Source organism: Marinobacter sp. C2H3 (assembly GCF_037080155.1).
In the GTDB taxonomy this organism is placed as follows: domain Bacteria; phylum Pseudomonadota; class Gammaproteobacteria; order Pseudomonadales; family Oleiphilaceae; genus Marinobacter.
Map to the genome: position 1 here is coordinate 126,654 of NZ_JBBBNZ010000003.1, position 20,347 is coordinate 147,000.

Sequence of the window (20,347 nt, forward strand, 5' to 3'; positions counted from 1 at the left end):
CATCAGCGCTTCGGGGTGTCGGCATCGTCCACCAGGGACAGGTGGGAGATGTCCGGGGTAGCCACCGGCGGCGCCTCCCGATCATGACCCAGATCCGCGCCCACCGGCGCCAGGCTCCAGTCGTCCAGATGCTCGAACATGGGGGGCTCCGATACCGTGGCCGGGGCCAGAGTCACCCCCACCGGGTCCAGCGTCAGGCCGGAGCCAGCCAGGATGTCGTCCACCCGCTCCCCGGCCACCGCCAGGCGCTCGCCGGGTTCGACCGCCACCGACACGGCCGGCCGGGCTGACGGCGCGCCGGCGGCCCGTTGCGCCGGCGCTTCGGGCGCCCGGGCGGCCGGTTTGGGCGTGGGTGCCGCAGCGGGTGCTGGCGCCGGCTCTGGTGTGGGTTCACCTGAGGCCTCCGGCGCCGTGCCGGCCATGGGCTGCACGTAGGCGATCATCCCGTGCTTCTCCAGCACCGCCCGATACTTTTCCGCCTGCGCCTGCTCGAGGCGGTTGCGGATCACCACCGGCTGGCCGCTGAACATTCGCTCTACCTGCTCCACCGTCGCCTTGAACAGGGCCCGGGCGTTGTTACGGGCCGTCTGCTGGTCGGTTCCGGCCACACACTCGCCCCTGAACACCAGTTGATACATCGTGTTTCCTCCTGCCGATGAACCTGTGGTTCTCTGCTTGATCTTAGTCGAAGCGCCCCGGCCCGGAGGGAGCGGGGCGCGGGACTGCAAACAATTGAAAAATAGTGCCCGTCGATGACGCAAAGTGCGACCCGCTTTGCGATAATGTTCTGTAACGTCAGGTTACACTTAATTACAATCCGTCCATCGCCGCCAGGAGCCGAACCCCATGGCCACTTCCCGAACCCTCAGTCTGTGTCTTGCGGGCGCACTGCTGTCGGCCCCGGTGGCGCACGCCGAGAACATCGACGTGCTGATGAGCCAGGTGTTCCCCCGGGACCAGATCGCCTATATCGGCTACCAGAGCGTTGAACGCCAGGATATTCCCGCATCCTCCGCGGTGGATCGCAAATACCTGATCGTCGATTTTCGCTTCCCCGCCAGCGAACCGGCCACCGAGCAACTCCAGGCCAGCGTCCACAAAGTGTGCATGACGCTGCTTAAAGACCAGGAACTGATCCGCCGACTGTCCGAGTCCGGTTACGATATGGTTTCAGTCGCCTTCGACCGTCGCTCCCAGTTCGACTGCCTGTAACCTCAGGTTTTCCGGCCCAGCAGTTTTGGAAACGCGTCCAGGGCGCTGTTGACCGCATCCAGGTTGAACGCATCCACATCCGCCAGCAGCTTTTCCCCATAGCGGGCCACCGACGGCGAGCGGTGGCGCTGGCCCCAGGCAGTGAGCCGCCGGGCGAAATCCTTCATCTGCTCCGGATCGCCGCTTTCCCGAACGGTTTCCCACTCGTTGCCAAAATCCCGGCCCAGCTGTTCCCGCAGCCAACCCCGCTCCTGCATGCTCAGGGTCTGGGCCAGCAGGCGCTCTTCCTCTTTCGGCTCGCCCTCATCGGCCGCCTGTTCCGCCGCAACTTCTACCCTGGGCAGGGTCACGGTAAACACCGAACCCACCCCCGGCTCGCTGTCCACGGACAGCTCGCCGCCCATCATGCGGGCGAGCTTGCGACTGATCGCCAGGCCGAGGCCGGTGCCGCCGTATCGGCGGGTGTTCTGGCCTTCCTGCTGTTCGAACGCGTCGAAGATGCGCTCCTGCTGGTCCGGCGCGATGCCAATGCCCGTATCCCGGACCGTCACCGTAAGCCGGCAGTAGCGTCGCTCCACCCCGTCGGGGCCGGTTTCCGCATCCAGCGCTGAGGACCGGGCCCGCACGGTCACCCCGCCCTCGTGAGTAAACTTGATGGCGTTACCCACCAGGTTGAACAGCACCTGACGCAGGCGCGTCTCGTCCAGGACCATGGTATCGGGCAGGCCCGAGCCCACGCTCACTTCCAGGGTGATGCCCTGCTCCCGGGCACGCAGGTCGAAGATATGGCGGACGTCCCCCAGCAGGCGGCGTACGGAGACCGGCGCGTAATCCAGCCGCATCTTGCCCGCCTCGATGCGGGACAGGTCCAGGATGTCGTTGATCAGCATCAGCAGGCTTCGGCTGCCGGCCCGGATCGCGTCCAGGTAGTTGCGCTGCTGAGGGTCGGTCACCGTATTGCTGAGCAGGTCGCTGTAGCCGATGACCGCGTTCATCGGGGTCCGGATTTCGTGGGACATGTTGGCCAGGAACTCGCTTTTGGACCGGCTCGCGGCCTCGGCCTGCCGGGCCAGCCGCTCGGCTTCGAGCTTGGCGGCCCGCAGTTCGTCCTCGCTGCGGCGCAGGGCGTTCTCCGAGCGGATGCGCTCGTCCACTTCCCGGGACAGCTTGCGGTTCCAGTACAGGAAGATGAGCACCACCACGATGGCAATCAGCACCACCCGGCGCACCACCGTGTAATCGGTTTCCTGCTCAATATCCAGGTGGATCCAGCGGTTGTAGATGGCCTCGGTTTCCGATTTATCCAGGCTGGAGAGCGCCTTGTTGAGGATGCTCAGCAGCTCCGGCTGGTTTTTGCGAACCGCCAGCCGCAGATCGTACTGGTAAGGCGTAATGCTGGTGATGCGCAGGTTGGAGAGGCCCAGGCGGGCGACGGTGTAGCTCACCGCCGGAATCTGGGTCACCATCACGTCCAGGTCACCGTTGGACAAGGCCAGCAGCCCCTGCTCCACCGAATCCATCGGGTACAGGTTCAGGTTCGGATGGTTGATCAACAGGTAATCGTGGGCGGCGTGACCGTTCACTACCCCGACTTTTTCATCCCGCAGTTCCCGCAGGTCACCGATGAAGCGGCCGTCGTCCCGGATCGCCAGCACAATGGGCACGCTCAGGTAGGGCCGGGTAAACAGAAAACGGTCTTCGGTGCGGGGGGTGCGTGACAGGCCCGGCAGCACGTCCACCTCGCCGTCCTCGAGCATCTGTTCGGCCTTGGTGCGGCTGTCGATCATGGTGCGCTCGAAGGTCACGTCCAGGCGGTCTTCCAGGTGGCTTACCAGGTCGGGCACCAGGCCACTGGCCCGGCCGTCCTGGGAGAACTCAAACGGCGGCCAGTCCGAGCGCAGTGCCAGCCGCAGCTTCGGATGGGCCTGCAGCCAGTCGCGGTCGGCGGCGGACAGCGCAAGGCCCTCTTCGGACAGGGAGCGGACATCCGATTGCAGCCAGGACCGGCGAATGGCTCGGTGCTCCTGCAGGCTGATGGCTTCGATGGCCCGGTCCAGCACCCGGTAAAGGCGCGGCTTGCCCACCGGCACCGACAGCACCACGTCCACCGGCTTGTTCTCCAGCAGCCGTGCCAGGCCAATGCCCTTGATCATCGCGGACTGCAGGTAGTCCGACACCACCGGCACCGGGCCCACCATGGCCTGGGCCTTGCCGGACAGCACGGCGCTGATCGCCTCGCCCACGCCGGTCACCAGCACCGGCGAGAAATCGTTGACCGGGTCGAGCATGGCGTACTGGTTCGGATCGCCCGTGATAATGGCAATCCGGCCACCCTCCAGGTCCGCCAGGGACTGAACCCCCGCATCGCCGGCACCGGCAAACAGGCCGTAGGTCAGGCTCATCAGCGGGCGCGTCGTGCGTCGACCGCTGGGCACCTCGGCGTTGGCCGGCAGGGTTGTCAGTACCGCGTCCGGCGTCGGGGCAGAGGCATCCACCGGTTTCCCGGTGGCGCTGTCGAGCACCACCGGCTGAACCGGCACCCCCAGTTTGTCCGAAAGGCGGGCCAGATAATCGATGTAGGTGCCAGCCAGAACGCCGTCGCCGGTATCAAACGCCAGGGGAATCTGGCCGCTGTAGACCCCGACCACAAACCGAGTCTGCTTTTGCAGCCACGCCAGGTCCGCTTCGCCAAGGACCGGCGACGGTGACGGCTGGGGTGGGTCGGCCCTCAGCGGCAGGGCACCGAGGGCCAGCCACAGGGCCCACAGCATCACCAGGCTTGCCCGAAGCGTCCGGTTCATACGTCGACTCACTCAGGCGCCCCGCTCAATCACGACCCGGTTGCGGCCGTCGTCCTTGGCCTGATAGAGCGCCCGGTCGGCCCGGTCGAAGGCGGCATCCTCGGCGTCGCCGTCCACCAGGCCAGCCACACCGGCGGATACGGTAATTTGCACCGGTTGGCCGCCAAAATGGAACGGCAGACCGAGGATATGCTCCCGCACCGCATCCAGCACCTGGCCGGCCTCCGCCACCGGGGTCTCGGGAAACAGCAGGACAAACTCCTCGCCGCCGTAGCGGGCAATAAAATCGGTGGACCTCAGCCGCTCCCGAAGCTCCCGGGCCACCAGTTGCAGCACCCGGTCTCCGGCCTTATGGCCAAAAGAATCATTCACCCGTTTGAAATGGTCGATGTCGAGCACACCCACACTGAGTGGGTGGCCGTAGCGCTGCCAGCGGTTGTACTCAAACGCCAGACGCTCCTGCCACGCCTCCCGGTTCGGCAACTGGGTCAGCAGATCGGTCATGGCCCGCATCCGCTCGCGGCGCACCTGTTCGCGCATCTGCTCGGAATTGGCCTCCATCGCCGCCACCTTTTCCTGCATGGCCGCCAGTTGCTCGCTCAGATGCTTTTCCCTCGTGGCGTCCTCCGCCCGGAAGCGATCCAGGGCGGCCACGATGGCGTTCAGATGGCCGCTGACCGATGACTTGAGGCTGTCGAGGTCGTCGGCATCCCGAAGGGACTGGCCGACGCCTTCCAACTCCAGCCGGAGCCCCTTGTCCAGGGCGTCGGTGGCGGTCTGCCGGTCACTGTGGGCGTCCGCCTGGGCCCGGCAGTGGGCCCGCAGGGTGTCCAGCCGCTCGTCAAGGCGCCGCAGAAATGCCTCAAACTCCCGTTTACTCAGGGTAATGGCGGCAATCACCAGATCGGCAACGTGGTTCAGGCCTTCCCGCAGCTCCTCCCAGTTGTCGCTGGACAGCAGCGACGCCTGCAGGCTTCGCGCCCGGGCCTCGGCTTCCGGCTCCAGGGTAACCTGAGCCAGCATCTGGCCCAGAAGCTGGCCCACCCGGCGGGCGATACGCAAGCGATCATTGCGGTCATCCAGGTTGAGATCAGGAGACGGCGCGCGGGCGGCGGGGCTGTCCACCGGCGAGGCTTCCGGGGCGAGCCGCGTTGCCGCCGGCGCCTGGTCCAGGCGGGTGATCTCCCGGTCGATCTGATCCTGAAGTTCGCGCCAGCTATCGACGTTCCACCGGCGTTTGCGAAGATCGTCCCTGAGCCGCTCCAGCAAGCTGTCCAGGGTCGGGCTCTGGCCTTCGGACGCCAGGCTGGTACGGACCAGCATGCGCTCCAGGGTGTTGCGTTCGGCTTGCCACTGCTGCTGGCGACGCTCGGCGTCGTCCAGCTCTTGGAGGTATTTGTCCTTCCAGGACGAGTCGGTTGCCATGGACTGCTCTTCCTTAGGTGTCGGCCCGGCGTGCGCCTCGCTTCGCCCGGGGATGGCTCTGGTCGTATACCCGCGCCAGATGCTGGAAGTCCAGGTGAGTATAGACCTGGGTGGTGGCAATGTCCGCGTGACCGAGCAGTTCCTGGACCGCCCTCAGGTCGCCGCTGGACTCCAGCAGGTGGCTTGCAAACGAATGCCGCAGCAGGTGGGGATGGAGCTTCTGGTCAGCGCACTGGCACAGGCCCCAACGAGTCAGGCGGGCCTGAACGCTGCGGCGGCTCAGGCGATCGCCCCGCCGGCTGACAAACACCGCCGGCTGGCCGTCATCGGCCAGCGACGGGCGCACCGACAACCACTGTTCAAGGGCCTGCCGGGCGCGGCTGCCCACCGGCAACAGGCGCTCACGGCCGCCTTTACCCAGCACCCGGACTTCCGCGCCCCGGAGGTCCAGGGCCGGCAGATCCAGGCCCACCAGTTCCGCCAGCCGCAGGCCGGAGGAGTACATCAGTTCGAACATGGCCAGGTCGCGGATCTCGAGGGGGTCTTCGGGCGCGGCGTCCAGCAGGCGGGCGAGCTGGTCCACATCGGCCACACCGGGCAGGCGGCGGCCGCTCTTGGGGGCCTTCAGGCCGACCGCCGGGTTGTCAGTGACGGCCTTTTCCCGAAGTTGATAATCGAAGAAGCGACGGATGGCCGAGAGGTGGCGTGCAATGCTGCGGCCATTCAGGCCTTCCCGGGCCAGGGTCGCCACGTAGCGACGCAGCGTCTGGGTCTGGACATCGGCCCAGCCGGCCACACCGGACTCCCCCAACCAGCCCGCCAGCCGGCACAGGTCTCGCTGGTAGCTGTCGCAGGTACGGGGAGAGTGCCGCTTCTCGGAGGCGAGGTAGTGAATGAACGCCTTCACCGGCTGCGCCAGCGCCGACGGCGGTTCGCGGAGCCGATGCAAATCCCCCACCCTATCGGGACTCCAGCGCCATGTCGGCAACCGGGCTGGCGCTCAGGTGGCGCTGCACCATGGGCGGGAGCAGACGGCTCAGGGTGTCGCTGATGTAGGTCAGAAACAGCGAGCCCATGCTCTGGTCGAAATACCCGGGCTGGCAACTGCCCACGGCGAACACGCCGACCAGCTGCTGATGCCGCAGCGGCACCAGCGCTACGGAGGCGATGGGCGCGTCCCGGTCTGGAAACAGGAAGGTCCGTTCGGCTTCCCGGAACTGCCCGCAGACGGCGCGCTCGCCGTCCAGCAGCGAGCCGAGCCGTTCTCGGGCCTGCTCGGGCGCGACCACGTGCAGTGCACCTTCGACCGGAGATCGACCGGCGACGGCAGGCTCGGCAAACAGCAGCACGCTGGCCGCGTCCAGGCCAAAATCGGAGCGGATACTGTCGTCAATGGCGGCCGCCATCTCGGTCAGGTTGCGGGCCTCGATCACGTGCAGCAACAGGCGTTTGCTCTTTTCAAACAGCCGGTCGTTGTGACGGGCGATGGACAACAGCTCCGTCAGCTCGTGACGGAGCGTATCCCGCTGCTCCCGGAACAGGTGCACCTGCCGTTCCACCAGGGAGATCGCCCGGCCGCTGTCGTGGGGCAGGGTAAGGCTCCGCAGCAGCTCGTCCTGCTCCAGGAAGAAATCCGGGTGCTGCCGCAGGTAGTCGGCAACCAGTTCCGGGGATAGCGCGTCGGCCTTCTGGCGGGCCGCTGAATCTGTCATGGGGATCTCCCGATCGTCAGGATCGTGTTCTTGTTGACCGGCCATTCCGGCGACGCCGGGACGGCGCCTCGCCGGGCAGCCGCAGCTGGCCCTCGAACACCGTGGCCGCTGGCCCTTCCATCATAACAGGCGCCCCTTCACCGGGCCATTCGATGACCAGGCGACCGCCCCGCAGCTCCATCTCCACCCGGCTGTCCAGCAGGCCCCGGAGCTGGCCGGCCACCACCGCAGCGCAGGCGCCGCTGCCGCAGGCCAGGGTTTCGCCGGAACCCCGCTCGAACACCCGAAGCCGGGCGTGGCCCCGATCGATGACCTGCAGGAATCCGATGTTGGCCCGCGCCGGGAACCGGGGGTGGCGTTCCAACTGTGGCCCGAGGGTCGACACCGGCGCGGTGTCGACATCATCCACCACCAGAACACCGTGGGGGTTGCCCATGGAAACCGCCGTAAGCTCAACCGTCTGCCCAGCCACGTCCACGGTATACACATCCTTGCGGCGGTCGGCGGCAAACGGGATGGCCGGCGGATTGAGTTCCGGCACCCCCATGTTGACCCGCACCGAGCCGTCCTTGTTGACCCGCAGCTCAATCACGCCCTTGGCAGTCTGGACCCGGATCACCCGCTTGTTGGTCAGACGCTGATCCCGGACAAACCGGGCGAAACAGCGAGCGCCGTTGCCACACTGCTCCACCTCGGAGCCGTCGGCGTTGAAAATGCGATAGCGGAAATCCACGTCCGGCAGCCCCGGCGGCTCCACCACCAGCAACTGGTCGAAACCGATGCCGAAGTGACGGTCCGCCAGCTCGCGGATCATCTCCGGGCGCAGTCGGAACGGCTGGCTGATGGCGTCGATCACCACAAAGTCGTTGCCCAACCCGTGCATCTTGGTGAACCGTAGGCTGGGGCCCTGGCTGCGGCGGTTGCCCTGCCCCTCATCACGATGCTCTGACGGCCCGCTCATGACGGCAACCGGTGCTCGAGACCGAGCTGATCGTCGAGGGTTTCCCGGCGGCGGACCAGGTGCACCCGGTCACCGTCCACCATCAGCTCCGGGGGCCGGTTGCGGGTGTTGTAGTTGGACGCCATGACAAACCCGTAAGCGCCGGCGGAACGCACGGCGAGCAGGTCGCCGGGGGCCAGGCGCAGCTTGCGGTCCTTGCCCAGGAAGTCGCCGGTCTCACACACCGGGCCCACCAGGTCCCAGGCCTTTTCGTCCACGTCATCCCTGGGCGCCACCGGGATAATGGCCTGCCAGGCACCGTACAGGGCCGGCCGGATCAGGTCGTTCATGGCCGCGTCTATGATGGCGAAGTTCCGGTGTTCGGTGCACTTGAGGAACTCCACCCGGGTCACCAGGATGCCGGCGTTAGCGGCGATGGAGCGGCCCGGCTCCAGCACCAGCTCCAGTTTCCGGTCACCGAGCCGGTCGATCACCGCCGCCGCGTACTCGGAGGGCGCCGGCGGGGTTTCCTGATGGTAGGTGACGCCGAGGCCGCCCCCCAGGTCCAGGTGACGAATGCTGATGCCGTCGGCGGCCAGGCGGTCAATCAGCGCCAGCACCCGGTCCAGGGCGTCAAGGAACGGCGCCACCGAGGTCAGCTGGGAGCCGATGTGGCAATCCACGCCCTGCACGTCCAGGTTGGGCAGAGCGGCGGCCCGGGCGTAGACCCGGGGCGCGTCGGCGATATCGATGCCGAACTTGTTTTCTTTAAGACCGGTGGAAATGTACGGGTGGGTGCCGGCGTCCACGTCCGGGTTGACCCGCAGCGACACCGGCGCGCGCACGCCCAGTTCCCCGGCCACCTGATTCAGGCGGTCCAGCTCGGTTTCGGACTCAACGTTAAAGCAGCGCACGCCCGCTTCCAGGGCCCGGCGCATTTCCCAGGCCTGCTTACCGACGCCGGAGAACACTACCCGGGCCGGGTCACCGCCGGCCCGGAGCACCCGTTCGAGCTCGCCCGCGGAGACAATGTCAAAACCGGCACCCAGCCGGGCCAGCACGTCCAGCACCGCCAGATTGCTGTTGGCCTTGACCGCGTAGCACACCAGGTGGGGGCGGCCTTCCAGGGCCTCATCGTAGGCCCGGAAATGGCGCTCAAGGGTGGCGCGGGAATAGACGTACGCGGGGGTGCCGTACTGCTCGGCCAGCGAGCGAACGGGCACGTCTTCGGCGTAAAGCTCGCCGTTTCGATAGGTAAAGTGATCCATGGGTGTCCTGATGCGTCCTGGGGCGCGGTCTGGGTCGTCAGAGGCGCGGATGATCCGGGGTGACCAAACCGGTCACTGGCCGGGCGGATCCCGGCGGCTGTCGGCGGTACCGGTGTCCACGGGCTGCACGGTGTCTGCCACCGGCGCCGGTGTCGTGTCGCGGTACAGCGGGCCCTTCTGGCCGCAGCCGGCCAGCAGCAGAAACACGGCGACAACCGTAATGCTCTGAATTCGCATGAGCGCCTCTTCGTAAGGTCGTTTGCCGCGAAGTATACCCGACACCCGGCCTTACGAGCGAGATCACGGGGCGGGAAGGTGGTCGGTCAGGGCTTTCTCGATCTGCTGGCGATACTGCAGGTACTGGCAGGTCTGGATATCCGGCTGGTACAGGCCGGCGTCCAGATCGTGGGGCAGGTGCAGGTCGGTGAGGTACACCGGATAGCTCTCGCCGCCCCGGCGGCGGCTGCCCAGGTAATGCGCGACGGCCGGGATCACCCGCTCGCCATACTCCTCCACGGTAAATTCCTGATCCCCGCAGTACAGGTTGAACGCCATCCGGTCATCGGGCAGGCGCACACCAACCGCCTGCACCTCCAGCCCTGGCAGCGGCAAGCCGGCATCCGGCGTACGCCGGGGCTGGGCCACCCAGCGGCCGTCCTGGTTGACCAGCTCCGCAAAGGCCACCTCGCCGGCGGCTCGGCCGATATCCGGCTGGCGTAATAAACGACGCTCCAGCAGGTTGTCCAGAAATCGCAGCAGCGGCAGCAGCACATACCGGGGCGCCTGGGCCACCGGCCCCAGGGTCAGCACCGAGCCCTGCTCATCCACCACCCACAGATCGCACCGGTCCGGGCCGGGACGAAAAAACACCTGAACCGAGCCCGAGCCGGTGGCCTCACAGACCGCTCGTAGCATCGGCTCTTCTTCCAGGGCGTGGCGGTCAAACACCACCGGCCGGTAGTCGTCCTGGGGAGCCGCCAGCGCAGCCAGCAGGGCCGGTTTGTCATTGAAGCTCTGCACGCCGGGCTCTCGATGCTGAAACTGGAGCAGGAAGTAACGTCGCTCCATTTCAATCACGTAGCGCAGGGGATGGGGGCCGTTGTCGCCGGCAAAGAAACGCCCTAGCAGGTCGTCGAACAAGGTCTGAAGGCGGCGGGCGATGGCGTTGCCGTGGCCACGGCTGACGCTGAACAGGTGCACTTCCGGAACCCGCCCGCCGCTCCAGGCGGTGCTTGCCAGGATGTGGTTGAGGCACTGAATGACGGTGTCGCCGGCGGCGTAGTGCTGGATGCTGACTTCCCGCCAGCTGTTCAGTGTGACCTGATCAATACTCAGCACCAGGTTCTCCCGGAGACCACTGAAGCCGAGGGAGTCGTGGCGGGCGCTGAGCCGGTGCAACCCGCGGTCCGTCAGGTGTGCTTGCGGATCCACCCCCACGTTCACCATCAGCAAATGCCGCAGGGGCCTGACGCCCCGGGACAGCGCCTCCCGGGTGGCGGGCCGGACCGGCAACGGCAGGAACCCGGTCAGCGCCGCCAGCATTTCACGCAGCTCGGTCACCGATGCGCTGCCGGGCCCGGCCCGTACGTTCAGCCGGGTGGCCCGGGTCAGCAGGCCATTGAAATAGGCCCAGAGCACCAGCTCACTGAGGTTGCCCGAGCGCCGTATAACCGGCTTCCAGAAAGCGTCGGACGGATCTTCCAGATCCCGGTACAGCAGCCAGCCATCGCCGGCCACGCCCTGCTCGGCCTGGTGATGAAACGACAGGTTTTCCTCTTCCAGAGACGGCGCCAGCCCCGGATTGATCTGCTCAATCTTTCCAGCCTTGCGCTGGAACACCGCATACAGTTTGCGCCCCAGCAGGTTCATGTCCTGCTCGGTGATGGCGGCCTGCTGGCCGGCTTCCCGGGCCATCCGGGACAGCAGCCGATAGCTGTGGGTCAATTCGGCGACCACCAACCGGCGAAGGCTGACCACATCCTCGGCGCGCCAGCTCCGGCGGTCGTCGAGCCAGGCCAGCTCGGCGCCGGTCCAGCCCCAGCAGCGGACAAGACCAGACAGCAGGCGGGCGCGCCAATCCTCCGTGCTGTCTCCCTCGAGTCGGCTCAGGGGCAGGCCCGACTTCAGGTACAGGCTTCGGCGGGCGAGCGCCAGCCGGTCGGTCGCATGGTCCCCGTCCAGAAACCGCTCGAGCCGCTCAAAGAGCATTCGGTAGGGGTCCAGCGCGTCAGCGTCCAGCTCGCCGCCGAACACCCTCTGCTTGAACGACAGGCTGAGCAGCGGCCACTCGGGGCGCCTCGCGTAGCATTCGATCAGCAGCAGCTTCAGAATGGCTTTCCAGGGCGCATCAATGCCTTTGTACAACTGCCAGACACCGGCACCGAGAAACTCCTCCCGGGGAACCGACGGCACCGGGCCAAAATCGATGTAGTCGTCGGCACGGACAAACCGGTAATCCACCAAACGGCGGATGCAGTCGTCGTAGCGATGTTCGTCCTCCGCCGGCACCAGCCACCACAGGGGCACACGGCCAGCAAGGTGGATGCCGGTGCGATAGAACTCATCCAGCAGCAGAAAGTGCTGGGCACTGCCGCAGTTTTCCCCGGTCACCTCCACCCGTTGCCGGCCGGCCCGCCAATCATCGGCGCTGAAAACAAACACGTGCAGTTCAACGCCAAACTCCCGGGCCCAGGCCGACAGCCGCTCCGCCTTGCGCTCCAGTTGCCGGGCGCCATCCTCGGGCAGATCGGGGCGATGGCACAGCCACACGTCCAGATCACTGGCCACGGAGTGCCCGAGCGTACCCGGGCTGCCCATCAGGAACAGCGCGTGGATGTCCGGCACCCGCGCGCCCTGATCCCGCACGGCGAACGTCCTGGCCAGGCGGCGGGCCGCGTTCAGGGTTTCCGGCGCCGGCTGGTACTGGCTCAGGCCAAACGGACAGGCCACATCCTGGTAACCGGGCAGCGCGGGATGGTTGAGGTGAAAGGCCAGGGGCAGGAGTTCAAGAACGGTCTGCTGGCGGTAGGTCAGCGCCGAATGGGCACGCGCCCAGCGCTCCCGGTTGACCGCCAGAAACCGGTCCCGGAGCCGTCGCAGGGTCTTGCGATCAATGCCCTCATCAAAGTCCAGGGCGATGGCGGCGTGGCGGGTCAAGGTAGCTCCGGCGCAGAGGTTCTTTTCGACAAAAGTCTGAGTATGATGGTCGAATCGTGGCAAAACCGACAGAAAAATAAAAGATGTGCAGGATATCCAGATTCTGCGCAGCTCCGTTAAAGAGACCGTCAGTTTGAGAGAACTCCAGATTCGCCGAGACCGGCCGGACAGCTCTGGCCGCGCCAACGCCAGCGCCCTGATCACCCTGGACGATGGCGGCATCATCCAGCACGCCGACACCGGTTGTGAGGCGATGCTGGGCCACACGCCGGACCAGCTTGTGGGTGAGCCGGTGTACCGGATCCTGGCCTCCCGGGAAGACAATCCGATGATGCCGGCCAACCGAGACCGCCTGGCGACGGGCGAGCCGGTGCGGGTAACGTTCCGCCATCGGGAGGGATTTTTCTTCACCGCCACCCTGTCCCTCCAGCACAGCGTTCGCGACACCGACCAGGCCGCGGCGGCCACCATCAGCGTGCGGGACCCGAGCGCCATGGACCCCCGCCTGCTGCACGCCGCGCAGGCCGACGCTGGCCTTGGCCTTTGGGAACTGGATCTGGCCCGCAATGAGCTGTTCTGGAGCGACGGCGTTTACCACCAGTTGGACATCCGGCCGGGCACGGCCCTGACGCCGGAGCAGGCCTTGTTCTATTGCCAGGGCAGCCAGCTGCGGCTGCGGGCGTTGGTGCGGCGCTGCATCCGGACCGGTCGGCCATTCCACCTGGACGTGTCCCTGCTGACCGCCCGCCAGACCGTTCGCCGGGCCCGCATCAGCGGTCAGCGGCTGCGTCAGGACAACGGCCAGTCCCGGCTGGCCGGCACCCTGGTGGACATTTCCGGCCAGGCCCAGGCCAACCAGGCGCTGGGCGAAGCCCGGGCGCTGCTGGCCGCCACTGGCCAGGCCACCGCCGATCTGGTGGTCGCCGTGGATACCGCACTGACCCTGCGGTACTGCAACGACGCCTACGCGCGCGAGTTCCAACGCGCCTTCGGCCAGAGGCCCCGGCCCGGCGATGCGCTCCCGACGTTGCTGGCCAACCACCCCAACGAGCTGCGGCTGATTGAACGGCTCTGGCACCGGGCCTTCGAACGGGGCGGTTTTGTGATTGAAATGCCGCTGACTCACCAGCCGTCGGAACTGCCGGTACACGAGTTTCACTACCAGACGCTGACCAGGGACCACGGCGAGGTTATCGGCGCCGTGCAGGTGGGCCGGCCCATGCATCATCGGCCCCAGCACAGCGCCACCGACGGCGCCCGCCTGCGCCACGACCCGGTCACCGGGCTGATGAACCGGCGAGCGTTTCTCGACCGGCTGGCCCGGGCCCTGGAACAGGCACCCCGGCGGGACACTGCCGTCAGCCTGCTTTATCTGGATCTGGACGAATTCGAGCGATTCAATGAGCAGGCCGGAAATGGCACCGGCGACCGCTACCTCCGGGAGCTGGCCGGCAATCTCAGCGCCCGGGTACGCCAGCGGGATGCCCTGGCCCGGTTATCCGGCGACACCTTCGCCCTGCTGATGGAACACTGCCCGGAACCCAAGGCCCGGCAGATTGCCGACGGCATTCTGACGCTGGTGGGCGAGTTCCGCTTCCAGTGGCAGGGGCACAGCCTGGGCACCACCGCCAGCGGCGGGCTGCTGATTCTGAACCCCGACGCCCCCGCCGATCCGGAGACCCTGCTCGGCCAGGCCGCCGATCTGTGCCAGACCGCGAAGAGCTCCGGCCGGAACCGGATTCACACCGCGCAGGCCCTGAGCGAAGGCGTGGACGATGCGATAACCGCCCAGCGCCTCGCGCAGATTCGTACGGCGCTGGATGCCGGCAGCCTGACCCTGGAGTTCCAGTCTCTCAAACCGGTGGCCAGCGCCACCTGGGGTGACCACATCGAGATCCTGTGCCGGATACCGGGGGACGAGGGCCAGGCACCGCTGCATCCGGACCAGTTCCTGCCGGTGGCGGAGCGGTTCGATCTGGCCCGCAAGCTGGACCGGCAGGTGATCCGCCAGACCCTGGCCTGGCTGGGGCGACACCGGCTGCTGGAGCCCCGCATCAAGTACTGCGGGTTCAACCTGTCCCTGGCCAGCGTGCTGGACGACGGTTTTGCGGATTTTCTGGAGGCGGAACTGGCACGCTCACCCTACGCCCCGGCCTGCATGGTGCTGGAAATCCGGGAAGCCCACGCCACCCAGTACCCGGACGACGTGGCGGTGCTGTGCGATGCCCTGCACCGGGTGGGCTGCCGGGTGGCCCTGGATGGCGCCGGCGCGTCCGTGGAAAGCTATCAGTTGGCGGCCCGGCTGCCGGTGGATCTGATCAAACTGGACCGGCGAATGATGGACCATCTGGAGGATGATCCGGTGCAGCAGGTCATGGTGGACGCACTGCACCGGATTGCGGAGGCCGCCGGCAAGGACACCGTGGCCACCTTTATCGAGAGTGACGAATCCCTGCGCAAGGTTCGGGCCCTGGGCATTCACTTCGGCCAGGGCTTCCGACTGTCCCGGCCCCGGCCGCTGTCCGATCTGACGCCGGCGGCGGTGGACCTCACCACCGGCCGTATCGGCGGCTGAACCGGCCCCAAGAGCGATCCGGGGGCCAAGCCTTCAGGGCAGGCTTTCTGGTCAGCCCAGGCTCGCCCGGGCCCGGCCGACCGCCGCCCGGACCTGATCCGGTGCGGTACCGCCCAGGTGGTCCCGGGCCTGCACGGAGCCTTCCAGGGTCAGCACGTCAAACACGTCTTCTCCGATCATGTCCGAGAACTGACGCAGTTCGTCCAGGGACATGTCCGACAGATCCCGCCCTTCTGCCACGCCAAACGCGACCGACTTGCCGACGATTTCGTGGGCATCCCGGAACGGCACGCCCTTCTTGACCAGGTAATCCGCCAGATCGGTGGCGGTGGAAAAACCGCGCTTGGCCGCCACCCGCATGTTGTCGGCCTTGGCCCGGATGGCGGGCACCATGTCGGCGTAGGCCTTCAGGCAACCCTTGACGGTATCCACCGTGTCAAACAGCGGCTCCTTGTCTTCCTGGTTGTCCTTGTTGTAGGCCAGCGGCTGGCTTTTCATCAGGGTCAGCAGGCTGACCAGGTGGCCGTTGACCCGTCCGGTCTTGCCCCGCACCAGTTCGGGCACGTCCGGGTTCTTCTTCTGGGGCATGATGGACGAGCCGGTGCAGAAGCGGTCCGGCAGGTCGATGAAATCAAACTGGGCGGAGGTCCACAGCACCAGTTCCTCGCTGAACCGGGACAGGTGAGTCATCAGCAGGGCCGCAAAGCTGCAGAATTCGATGGCGAAATCCCGGTCCGATACGGAATCCAGGGAGTTCTCGGAGGGCCGGTCAAAACCCAGCAGGCGAGCGGTCATGGCCCGGTCGATGGGGTAGGTGGTGCCGGCCAGGGCGGCGGCGCCCAGGGGCATGATGTTCACCCGCTTGCGGCAGTCCTGCAGGCGCTCGGCGTCCCGCACCAGCATTTCATACCAGGCCAGCAGGTGGTGGCCGAAGGTGACCGGCTGGGCGGTCTGCAGGTGGGTAAACCCGGGCATGATGGTATCCGCTTCACGCTCCGCCAGGTCCAGCAGGCCGGCCTGCAGGCGCCGCAGCTCCTCGGCGATCACGTCGATCTCATCCCGCAGGTACAGGCGGATGTCGGTGGCCACCTGGTCGTTCCGGCTGCGGCCGGTGTGCAGCTTCTTGCCGGTGATGCCGATGCGGTCGGTCAGCCGGGCCTCGATGTTCATGTGAACGTCTTCGAGGCTCACCGACCACTCCAGTTTGCCCGCCTCGATGTCCGCCTTGACACTCTGCAGCCCCTCGATGATCTGGTCGCGCTCCCCCTCGGTCAGCACGCCGACCGCTGCCAGCATGGTGGCGTGGGCAATGGAGCCGGTGATGTCGTGGTGATACAGGCGCTGATCGAACCCGATGGAGGCGGTAAAACGCTCGACGAACGCGTCGGTCGGCTCACTGAAGCGGCCGCCCCAGGGTTTTTCGGAGGCTGTGGTCTGATCCGGCGTTTTCGGGTCGGTCATGGTCTATCTTTCCTGGTCTCGGCCCGGCATCATTTGCGGGCATGGGATTCATGGGCAGTGGCGGGAGTATACCACTGCCGTGACGCTGGAGGAGACCGCCCTGAACGACGACGCCCCCGCCGCCGGCAACGATTTCTACGTGCCCGACCTGTGCCGGGTCCGCGCCGTGTTCCTGCTGCTGATCACCAGCGAACTGCTGGTGCTCGTGCTCGCGGTGGTGCAGGCTGACACCGGCTGGATCGACTGGAATTACTTCGGCCTGCTGTCCCTGTTCGTGCAGTGGACCACCCTCACGAGCGCGGCGGTCCTGTGCCTGCTACGCCGCTGGCTGGCCCGGCTGACCGTGCCCCGGGCCACCCTCGTGATGGTCCTGATCGTGCTGCTGGACGTGCTCGCCTTCAGCCTGTTTGCCGAGGGCGTGCTGAACCCCGCCGGCGAGGGATTTGTGTGGCATACCGTGGCCCGCAAACTGCTGGTGGCCCTGCTGATTGTGCTGATGGTGCTGCGCTACTTCTACCTGCAACACCAGTGGCAGCAGCAGCGCGAGGCCGAGATGGGCGCGCGCCTGGCGGCACTGCAGGCCCGCATCCAGCCCCACTTCCTGTTCAACAGCATGAACACCATCGCCAGTCTGATTGCCACCCGCCCGGATCTGGCGGAGGAAGCGGTGCTGGACCTGTCCGAGCTGTTCCGGGCCAGCTTGCGCACCACCGACCGGCTGATTCCCCTGGAGCGGGAGCTGGCGCTGTGCCGGCGCTATCTGGCCATTGAGGCGCTCCGGCTCGGGGACCGGCTGACGGTGGAGTGGACCATCAGCCCCGGCCTCGAACAACAGGCCATTCCGCCGCTGACCCTGCAACCGCTGGTGGAAAATGCCATCTACCACGGCATTCAGCCCCGGCCCCAGGGTGGCACCGTGCGCGTGGAGGTGTCCCAGCGCCGTGATTTTGTGTACCTGATCGTGCAGAATCCGGCCCCGGAACCCCAGCGCGATACCCACCATCGCCCCCACCAGGGCAACCGGGTAGCCATCGCCAACGTGCAGTCCCGGGTGCAGGCGTTGTTCGGCGAACCGGCGGTGCTGAAACACAGCCAGCATGATGACGTGTACACCGTGACCCTGCGCCTGCCGCGCCGCAGCGTCCGGGACCAGCTGGAGCCATCCCGGGCAGCGCCCACGGAATCCATGACCCGCAACGGACAGACGCCATGACCCAGCCAGTCCGATCCGAGCTGACCGTACTGATTGCCGATGACGAACCGCTGGCCCGGGAACGCCTGCGCCGGCTGCTGGGGGAACTGTCCGGCTACCGGGTTTGCGGCGAAGCGGCGGACGGCGACCAGACCCTTCAGCAGGTCGCCGAGCAGGCACCAGACATTCTTCTACTGGACATCCGCATGCCCGGCCTGGACGGCCTGGAGGCGGCACAGCGCCTGAGCCGCCTGCCGCAGCCCCCGGCGATCCTCTTCTGCACCGCCTACGATCACTATGCCTTGCAGGCCTTTGGCGTGCAGGCAGCAGGCTACCTGCTCAAGCCGGTGCGGCGGGAAGCACTGGCCGACGCCCTCGCCCGTATCGGCCGGGTCAACCGGGTTCAGCAGCAGGCGCTGGCGACCGCGGCGACGCCGGCCCCAGCCGACCAGCTTGCGGTGCGAACCCACCGCGGCACCGAGCTGATCCCGCTGGCGGAGCTGCGCTACTGCGAGGCGGACCAGAAGTACGTCACGCTCTACCACACCGCGGGTGAGACGGTGTGCGACTTCACGCTGAAAGAGCTCGAAGCGGCCTACCCCGACCATTTGCTGCGAATTCACCGGAACACCCTGGTGGGCGTCCGGTTCCTGCGGGCCCTGGAACGAACGCGGGAAGGTCAGCACCAGGTCCGGCTGACCCACGACGGCACGCCCCTGCCCGTCAGCCGCCGTCATGCGGCCGATGTGCGCCAGTGGCTGCAGACACACCGGCCGGGCTGACGGCGGGACATTTTTGCCCGCGCGGGTTACCCTTGCAGAACATTTCCGATTTCCACTGTGAGTGACATGCCCAAACGCACCCTTCGCATCGCTACCCGGGGCAGCGCCCTGGCCCTTTGGCAGGCGGAACACATCCGCTCGGAGCTGGAACGCCTGCACGACCATATCGGCGTGGAACTGGTGGTCATCAAGACCCAGGGCGACAAGATCCTGGACGTCCCGTTGGCCAAGATCGGCGGTAAGGGACTGTTCGTGAAGGAACTGGAAGAGGCCATGCTTGACGGACGCGCCGACCTGGCCGTGCACTCCATGAAGGACGTGCCCATGGCGTTTCCCGAAGGCCTCGGGCTGGTAGCCATCTGCGAACGGGAAGACCCCACCGACGCCTTTGTAAGCAATCACTACGCTTCGGTCGACGACCTGCCCCGGGGCGCCGTGGTCGGCACCGCCAGCCTGCGCCGGGAGTCCCAGCTGCGGGCCCACCGCCCGGACCTGGTCATCAACGTGCTGCGAGGCAACGTCAATACCCGCCTGGCCAAGCTCGACGCCGGCGACTACGACGCCATCATACTGGCCAGTTCCGGCCTCAAGCGGCTGGGTTTTGAAGCCCGCATCCGCAACTGCATGCCCGATACGCTGTCCCTGCCCGCCGTTGGCCAGGGCGCCCTGGGCATCGAATGCCGTCTGGACGACCGGGAACTGCGGGATCTGCTGGCGCCGCTGGATCACCCCGATACCGCCGACCGGGTCCGCGCCGAGCGGGCCCTGAACCGCCGGCTGGAAGGCGGCTGCCAGGTGCCCATCGCCGCCTACGCGCTGCTGGAAGACAACGACACCCTTTGGCTTCGCGGGCTGGTCGGCTCGGTGGACGGCCGGGAAATTTTCCGGGCCGAAGGCCGGGCCCACCGCCGGGACGGCGAACAACTCGGGCGGGATCTGGCGGAACAGCTGCTGGCCCAGGGCGCGGACCGGGTACTGGCGGACATCTATGGCCACACCCCACGCTGAGAGCCACCCCCTGGTCGGCCGGCGGGTGCTGATCTGCCGGCCGGAACCGGAGGCGTCCCGGCTCGCCCAGGCCTTCGAGGCCGCCGGCGCGCACATCCGCACCTTGCCACTGATCGTGCGCGAGCCGCTGCCGGAGACCCCCGAGCAGCGGTCACTGCTTTTAGACCTGGACCGGTTTTCCCATATTATTGTGGTCAGCCCCTATGCCGCCCGACGGCTGCTGGAGGCCCTGGACACCTGGTGGCCGCAGCTACCCACCGGGCTGCGCTGGTACGCAGTGGGCGCCGGCACCGCCCGGGTTCTCGCCAGCCATGGCTTGTCCGTGCGCCGGCCCGCAGACGGCTGGACCAGCGAGGCCCTGCTCACGCTGCCTTCCCTGCGCCACGTCCAGGGGCAATCCGTGCTGATCGCCCGGGGTGAACACGGCCGGGAACTGATCCGCGACACGCTGGAACGCCGGGGCGCCCGGGTGACCGCGCTCCCCTTGTACCGACGGCAGCCCGCCACTCCCGATGAACCCACGCTGCGGGCAGCGCTGGACGAGTTTGCCCCAGAGGCCATCGTCGCGCTCTCCGGGGAAACCATCGACCAGTTGGCGGCCCTGGTGGCCAACCGGCCGGGCGGCGCCGTCAATGCACAGGGTGCGAACGGCGGCCATAATCTATACGATAGTTTGATGATTGTGCCGGCGGAACGCGTGGCCCGAAGCGCCCGGGCTGCCGGCTTTGCCCGATCGAGACTCCCAGCCGGCATGGCCGACGGGGATATTGTGGCCGCGGTGGCCGCCGAGCTTTCACCGCAGCGCTGAGACACCG

General features: G+C 67.0%; 16 protein-coding genes. 6 read left to right on the top strand and 10 right to left on the bottom strand.

Annotated features, from left to right (window positions below):
* Positions 1 to 2: 2 nt before the first annotated feature.
* Positions 3 to 638 carry a hypothetical protein gene (locus V3388_RS10065; RefSeq protein WP_336367419.1) on the bottom strand — a complete coding sequence of 212 codons (636 nt, stop codon included), beginning with the start codon at positions 636 to 638 and terminating at the stop codon, positions 3 to 5.
* Between the two features lie 208 nt (positions 639 to 846).
* On the opposite strand from V3388_RS10065, the gene V3388_RS10070 reads away from it, so the two are divergent.
* Positions 847 to 1,212, top strand: a complete 366-nt coding sequence (locus V3388_RS10070; RefSeq protein WP_336367420.1) for a hypothetical protein — start codon at positions 847 to 849, stop codon at positions 1,210 to 1,212.
* A gap of 2 nt (positions 1,213 to 1,214) precedes the next feature.
* Here the strand turns inward: V3388_RS10070 and V3388_RS10075 are convergent, their stop codons facing one another.
* The 8 genes from V3388_RS10075 to V3388_RS10110 form a co-directional block, all read right to left on the bottom strand.
* Positions 1,215 to 4,013 (bottom strand): ATP-binding protein, encoded by a 2,799-nt coding sequence (locus V3388_RS10075; RefSeq protein ID WP_442915636.1) that lies wholly within the window; start codon positions 4,011 to 4,013, stop codon positions 1,215 to 1,217.
* A gap of 12 nt (positions 4,014 to 4,025) precedes the next feature.
* Positions 4,026 to 5,438 carry a diguanylate cyclase gene (locus V3388_RS10080; protein ID WP_336367421.1) on the bottom strand — a complete coding sequence of 471 codons (1,413 nt, stop codon included), beginning with the start codon at positions 5,436 to 5,438 and terminating at the stop codon, positions 4,026 to 4,028.
* Between the two features lie 13 nt (positions 5,439 to 5,451).
* Positions 5,452 to 6,387: a tyrosine recombinase XerC gene (gene xerC / locus V3388_RS10085; protein WP_336367422.1), complete on the bottom strand. Its 936-nt coding sequence runs from the start codon at positions 6,385 to 6,387 to the stop codon at positions 5,452 to 5,454.
* Between the two features lie 10 nt (positions 6,388 to 6,397).
* Positions 6,398 to 7,150, bottom strand: a complete 753-nt coding sequence (locus V3388_RS10090; RefSeq protein ID WP_336367423.1) for a DUF484 family protein — start codon at positions 7,148 to 7,150, stop codon at positions 6,398 to 6,400.
* 16 nt (positions 7,151 to 7,166) lie between these two features.
* A complete protein-coding gene (gene dapF, locus V3388_RS10095) occupies positions 7,167 to 8,033 on the bottom strand; it encodes a diaminopimelate epimerase (protein ID WP_336367926.1) in 867 nt (288 codons plus the stop codon).
* Between the two features lie 74 nt (positions 8,034 to 8,107).
* On the bottom strand, positions 8,108 to 9,358 hold the full coding sequence (lysA, locus tag V3388_RS10100; RefSeq protein WP_336367424.1) for a diaminopimelate decarboxylase: 1,251 nt from the start codon (positions 9,356 to 9,358) through the stop codon (positions 8,108 to 8,110).
* Between the two features lie 72 nt (positions 9,359 to 9,430).
* On the bottom strand, positions 9,431 to 9,595 hold the full coding sequence (gene lptM / locus V3388_RS10105; RefSeq protein WP_336367425.1) for an LPS translocon maturation chaperone LptM: 165 nt from the start codon (positions 9,593 to 9,595) through the stop codon (positions 9,431 to 9,433).
* Between the two features lie 63 nt (positions 9,596 to 9,658).
* Positions 9,659 to 12,514, bottom strand: a complete 2,856-nt coding sequence (locus V3388_RS10110) for a class I adenylate cyclase (protein ID WP_336367426.1) — start codon at positions 12,512 to 12,514, stop codon at positions 9,659 to 9,661.
* 133 nt (positions 12,515 to 12,647) lie between these two features.
* On the opposite strand from V3388_RS10110, the gene V3388_RS10115 reads away from it, so the two are divergent.
* Entirely contained in the window at positions 12,648 to 15,089 is a 2,442-nt protein-coding gene (locus V3388_RS10115) for an EAL domain-containing protein (protein WP_336367427.1), read from the top strand.
* Positions 15,090 to 15,140: 51 nt separating this feature from the next.
* On the opposite strand, the gene argH is transcribed toward V3388_RS10115, so the two are convergent.
* On the bottom strand, positions 15,141 to 16,550 hold the full coding sequence (argH, locus tag V3388_RS10120) for an argininosuccinate lyase (protein ID WP_336367428.1): 1,410 nt from the start codon (positions 16,548 to 16,550) through the stop codon (positions 15,141 to 15,143).
* A 79-nt stretch (positions 16,551 to 16,629) separates the two neighbouring features.
* On the opposite strand from argH, the gene V3388_RS10125 reads away from it, so the two are divergent.
* From V3388_RS10125 to V3388_RS10140, 4 genes are all read left to right on the top strand, one after another.
* Positions 16,630 to 17,763, top strand: a complete 1,134-nt coding sequence (locus tag V3388_RS10125) for a sensor histidine kinase (RefSeq protein ID WP_336367429.1) — start codon at positions 16,630 to 16,632, stop codon at positions 17,761 to 17,763.
* Entirely contained in the window at positions 17,760 to 18,524 is a 765-nt protein-coding gene (locus tag V3388_RS10130; protein ID WP_336367430.1) for a LytR/AlgR family response regulator transcription factor, read from the top strand. Before V3388_RS10125 ends, V3388_RS10130 begins: the two co-directional genes overlap by 4 nt.
* Positions 18,525 to 18,590: 66 nt before the next feature.
* On the top strand, positions 18,591 to 19,532 hold the full coding sequence (gene hemC / locus V3388_RS10135; RefSeq protein ID WP_336367431.1) for a hydroxymethylbilane synthase: 942 nt from the start codon (positions 18,591 to 18,593) through the stop codon (positions 19,530 to 19,532).
* The gene (locus V3388_RS10140) at positions 19,513 to 20,340 is read left to right on the top strand and encodes a uroporphyrinogen-III synthase (RefSeq protein ID WP_336367432.1); all 828 of its coding nucleotides are present in this window, start codon (positions 19,513 to 19,515) and stop codon (positions 20,338 to 20,340) included. The genes hemC and V3388_RS10140 overlap by 20 nt, the downstream gene beginning before the upstream one ends.
* Positions 20,341 to 20,347: the final 7 nt, after the last annotated feature.

Coding starts and splice junctions, on each gene's coding strand:
- V3388_RS10070 (WP_336367420.1), top strand. CDS start 847: ATGGCCACTTCCCGAACCCTCAGTCTGTGTCTTGCGGGCGCACTGCTG.
- argH (WP_336367428.1), bottom strand. CDS start 16,550: ATGACCGACCCGAAAACGCCGGATCAGACCACAGCCTCCGAAAAACCC.
- V3388_RS10080 (WP_336367421.1), bottom strand. CDS start 5,438: ATGGCAACCGACTCGTCCTGGAAGGACAAATACCTCCAAGAGCTGGAC.
- dapF (WP_336367926.1), bottom strand. CDS start 8,033: ATGCACGGGTTGGGCAACGACTTTGTGGTGATCGACGCCATCAGCCAG.
- hemC (WP_336367431.1), top strand. CDS start 18,591: ATGCCCAAACGCACCCTTCGCATCGCTACCCGGGGCAGCGCCCTGGCC.
- V3388_RS10130 (WP_336367430.1), top strand. CDS start 17,760: ATGACCCAGCCAGTCCGATCCGAGCTGACCGTACTGATTGCCGATGAC.
- V3388_RS10075 (WP_442915636.1), bottom strand. CDS start 4,013: ATGAACCGGACGCTTCGGGCAAGCCTGGTGATGCTGTGGGCCCTGTGG.
- lysA (WP_336367424.1), bottom strand. CDS start 9,358: ATGGATCACTTTACCTATCGAAACGGCGAGCTTTACGCCGAAGACGTG.
- V3388_RS10090 (WP_336367423.1), bottom strand. CDS start 7,150: ATGACAGATTCAGCGGCCCGCCAGAAGGCCGACGCGCTATCCCCGGAA.
- lptM (WP_336367425.1), bottom strand. CDS start 9,595: ATGCGAATTCAGAGCATTACGGTTGTCGCCGTGTTTCTGCTGCTGGCC.
- V3388_RS10140 (WP_336367432.1), top strand. CDS start 19,513: ATGGCCACACCCCACGCTGAGAGCCACCCCCTGGTCGGCCGGCGGGTG.
- V3388_RS10065 (WP_336367419.1), bottom strand. CDS start 638: ATGTATCAACTGGTGTTCAGGGGCGAGTGTGTGGCCGGAACCGACCAG.